Here is a 235-nt window from a genome sequence, read left to right as displayed (position 1 = left end):
CGCCTGGGCGGGGGGCATCGACACGAGGCAGAGCGCGGTACTGGCCGTCCGCCGTGCGGGGCACACGCAGCCCGGCAGCGCGGTAGGTCATTTCGACCAGGCCAGAGCAGTCCAGACCATCCGGTGAGTTGCCGCCAAAGCGGTAAGGAATGCCCATGGATTGCTGGGCGTAAGAGAGAATCAGCGCACGCTCCAGTGACATGCCCCCTTGCACGGGCGGCTTTGCAGGGGGAGC

At 67.2% G+C, this 235-nt stretch carries 1 protein-coding gene; it reads right to left on the bottom strand.

All coding sequences use genetic code 11. The features are described from left to right. On the bottom strand, positions 1-202 hold a 202-nt coding region (locus V0R37_RS23260), incomplete at its 3' end, for a C40 family peptidase (RefSeq protein ID WP_420376713.1). Positions 203-235: the final 33 nt, after the last annotated feature.

It is taken from the genome of Pollutimonas rozaliensis, assembly GCF_048751585.1.
In the GTDB taxonomy this organism is placed as follows: domain Bacteria; phylum Pseudomonadota; class Gammaproteobacteria; order Burkholderiales; family Burkholderiaceae_B.
Note: the sequence above shows the minus strand (reverse complement) of the source record. Positions and strands in the feature narration are given on the sequence as shown.